General features: G+C 64.3%; 2 protein-coding genes. Both read right to left on the bottom strand.

Annotated features, from left to right (window positions below):
* Nucleotides 1-298: 298 nt before the first annotated feature.
* Nucleotides 299-1327, bottom strand: coding sequence for a LacI family DNA-binding transcriptional regulator (locus BGN97_RS16650; protein ID WP_292704005.1), 1029 nt, complete (start codon nucleotides 1325-1327; stop codon nucleotides 299-301).
* Nucleotides 1328-1667: 340 nt separating this feature from the next.
* Nucleotides 1668-3853, bottom strand: a 2186-nt coding sequence (locus tag BGN97_RS16645; protein WP_292704002.1) for a glycosyl hydrolase, incomplete at its 5' end; no start/stop codon positions are given.

Below are 3853 nucleotides of genomic sequence, written 5' to 3'. Positions count from 1 at the left end.
GAAGACACAGATCGCCGAGCTCTCGCGAAGCGCAGGACCCGCCCACGCATCGAGAACGCTGTGTCCATGCACGGTGAGGGCAAGCTGCGCAGAAAAGTCAGGGTCGGCGGCCTCGAACTCCGCGAGCAACTCCACGACCGGTGTGTAGTCGGCGTCCAACGTTCGGATCCCCGTCATGATCTGGCGCTCCGTTCGAATGGTTCCAGGATGCGCATGTATGGCCACCCGGTCACATGCGTCGCCCCGAAGCCACGGCACCCCCTCGCATGTTCGAAGATCGCGCCTGCTCGAGATGCCATCAGGCAGACGCTCCCGGCCGTGCCGGGGTCTCGGAACCGCGGAGCACGAGGGTGGTCGGAAGCACGGTGGTCGTGCCAGCAGAACTCTCTCCTGCGGCCCGCGCGATCACCCGTTCGGCGGCGATTCGGCCCATCTCCTGAATGCTCTGCGTGACCACGGAGACGGCCGGATCTGACACCTTCGCAGCCTCGAAGTCATCGAACGCGATCAACGGCAGGCGCTGACCCCGCTGACGGAACGCAAGCAGCGTACCGATCGCGGCACGGTTGTTCGCAGCAAAGATGGCATCAGGCCCTGCGGAACCGGTGCGACCTATGAGTCGAAGCACGGACGTTGTCGCTTGTTCGTAGTTGTGAGCATCCGTGGCAATGAGTCTCTCATCGATCGGCAGCCCCTGAGCACGAAGAGCCTCCTGGTAACCCTCGTACCGCTCACGCATCGTGTACAGCTCCAGGCTGTCGCCGACGAATGCGACTCGCCGAGCGCCTTCGTCGAGGAGAGCCTTCACCGCATCTCGCGCGCCACCGGCGTTGTCGGCAAGGATGATGTCGGCGGACAGGTCCGCCGTCTCCATCGGCCGGTCCAGCACCACAAGCGGGGGAATGGGCGGCACAACCGCCGACCATGGCCGAGCGGGGCTCTTCGGAGGGACGACGATCAATCCGTCCACCCGCTGCTCCATGAGCCGGTCGACGAGCCGGTCGAACGTCGCTCCGTCCTCCTCAGAACTCGCGCTGATCAACAGGTACCCCTGACTACGTGCGGTTTGTTCGATCGATTGCGTCAACGCCGAGTAATACGGGTTCGACAAGTCACTGATCACGAGCCCCAGCATCTTGCTCGTCCAGCCCGGCCGGATACTTGCCGCCGCGAGGTTGCGCCGATATCCGAGTTCGACGATCGCTGCACCGATGCGCTCCGCGAGTAGAGGATTGATGTTCGTCTCGCCGTTGACGTAGCGCGACACAGTCTTCAGCGCCACACCCGCCGCTCGGGCAACATCGTTCATGGTGGGGCTCGTGCTCATGATCGCCTCCTGAAATCCGATCAATCGGCGAACCTCACGGGCTCGCGTCTCAAGTTCCGCATTCGGTGATCATGAACGCATGTTCCTCCGCTTGCGTCACCGCAGAGACAACGATATCCAAAGTGTCCCGCATCAATCTGATCCCGCAACGCGACCGTTACTGCGGCGCCTGCTTGGTCGCACACGTTTTCCTGCAACGGCGAACGCGCCTCGCGGCGAGACTGATATAGCAGGGGAAGTGACTGCGCGTGTTCTACCGGGACATGTCTGGAACGCACGGAGTCAGCGCACGTCCGGCCCGAGCGGGTCCAGGTGTCGCTTCCCGGACCCGCCCGTGCCGTTATGGTGCGGTGTAGACCGGGACGTACTGGGTAGGACCGGCCACGTTCCCGATTCCGGAGCCCCATTCGAGATAGCCGTCTCGTCCGGAGCCGTCACCGTCGTTCACCAGGAAGGAGTATGTGAACCTGGTGGTGCCGGCGGCGACCCCCGCTTCGTCACGGGGGAGGACGATGGTGTAGCTCGTCGTGGTTCCGGAACGCGTGATAGTGGCCGTCGCACCACTGACCACACCGGCCGTTCCCGAGAATCGGTAGACCACAGGGCCCGACGACAGGAGCGCAGCGCCGAAGCTCGCCACGGGCGACGTGGTGGTTGCCGAGTCCTCCGAGAAGGCGAACTGGATCGAATCACCCTGCCAGAGCGTATCCGCCGTCGACGCCACGTCATGCGTGTCGTCTGTGATCTCAGCGTGCACGGTCAGCGTCGTCGCCCCATAGCTCAGCCACATTCGTCCCGAGTGGTCCGATGCACCCCCGTCCGTGCCGCCGAGCGAGACCCATCGGGCGCTCGTGCCAAGATGCGCGTACGGAGGGTTCGTGGTGCCATCAGGCCTCACGGGTGAGAAACTCGTGATGCCCGCGGTGTTCTTCACCACTCCGTTCGAGAACGTCACCTTCGCGGTGTAGTACAAAGGCCCCCATACGCCGACTCCACTGAAAGGCAGATCGACGGTCGTGGTCGCCGTGGAACTCACCGCCGTTCCCGGAGTGATCGTCGAGCTGTAGAGTCCCACCGTGTACTCGACCTGATTCACGGTGACGCCCGAGGTGCCGGGGTAATCGATCAGGAGTTCGAGCGGTCCGGCGCCGGTCGGGCTGGTCGCAGGCCTCACTCTCAGTCGCGGGTTCTCCACAACAGTGGTGGGTGCGGTCAGCGTCGCGCGCACAGCGGAAAGTCTCTTGACCGTGACAGGGATCGTCTTCTCTCCGACATCGGGGTAACCAGGAACAGTCAGGGTGGCCTGTACCAGCTGCCCGGCAATGGGAGTGACGTTGACCGTGCTGCCGCCGGGGCCGGTGAAGGTCACGACTCCGGTCGCCGATCCCCCGCCGCGCAGATCCACCGAGACGGTGACCGGCACGCTCTGAGACTGCAGGGACTGCGCGGGTGCAGATGCGCTGTACAAGGCGCTAGCCCGCACCGCGACGCTCGTGATGTTCGACGCGCTGACGTACACGGGGTCGCCACCGAGCTGGACTGTGACCTTGCTGCTCTCAGGGCTGAGGGTGGTCGCTGAGCCGTAGAGGGTCGTATGCGTCACTGCACCTGAGGTCGACAGGGTGATCGTCGTCGGCGAGGTCGCCCACATGACGCGCTTCTTCGCTCCGGAGGAGTTCTGGAAGACGATCGAGTAGACGCCGGCGCCAAGGCTGTCGGCGGAGGAGACCGTATACCCGCTCAGCTGGCGAGCCATCACCGCCTGTGCCACCATCGAGGGCTTCGGAGCCACCGCAGGGTCGGTGTGCACGTTCCGGTAGAAACCGAACCGCCCTTCAGGGGTATCCGGCTCGTAATCGTTGAAGAGGTCGTACATCATGTATCGTCCGACACCGGCCTTCAGGCTGAGCGCCGCATCTCGCACCAGATAGCGCGCCTGCTCCGCCTCGGTGTTCATGCCTGCCGCGTTCAACGTCGGCCAGCCCGTCTCCGTCAGCCATAGGGGCTTGCTCGCGGACGAAGTGTGCGCCGCCATGACGGCTTTCACAGCGGCAATGGCTGCCTCGTTCTGACCCTCGGGGGCCGAGGGGAACGAGTAGTTGTGAATGTTGATCACATCGACCAGCGATCCCTGAGGACTGGAGAGGAAGTCGTCCAGCCAGTCCCGCGCGATGAAGTTAACCTCGGGATGTCCGGTCGTGTCACCACCCGCCCACCACGAAGTGAGCCCGGCCATGCCGGTGAGCACGATGCGCGCGGACGGCGCGACGGCCTTGATGGCGGGAGCAGTGACGGCGAGCATCTCGGAGTAGCAGGTGACCGATGCTCCGCATGGACCGAGGAAATACCCCTCGGGGTGGTTGTACTCGTTGTAGATCTCGTAATCGACGTTGGTGCCGAACTGCTGCGCCACCGCGGCAGCGTAGTTCGCGTAAGCGGCTCGGCCCGCAGCAGTGTAGGGACGCACACCGCCGTCGTACAGCGGGTTGGCGAAGCCGAGCCCCACAAGCGGACGGATGCCCTGGG

The organism is Microbacterium sp. 69-10, assembly GCF_001897945.1.
Lineage (GTDB): Bacteria > Actinomycetota > Actinomycetes > Actinomycetales > Microbacteriaceae > Microbacterium.
The sequence above is the reverse complement of the archived record's forward strand: the minus strand, read 5'-3'. Positions and strand labels throughout refer to the sequence as shown.

What these genes read in the sequence shown, in the direction of transcription:
- BGN97_RS16650 (WP_292704005.1), bottom strand. Translation starts at nt 1,327, where the DNA reads ATGAGCACGAGCCCCACCATGAACGATGTTGCCCGAGCGGCGGGTGTG.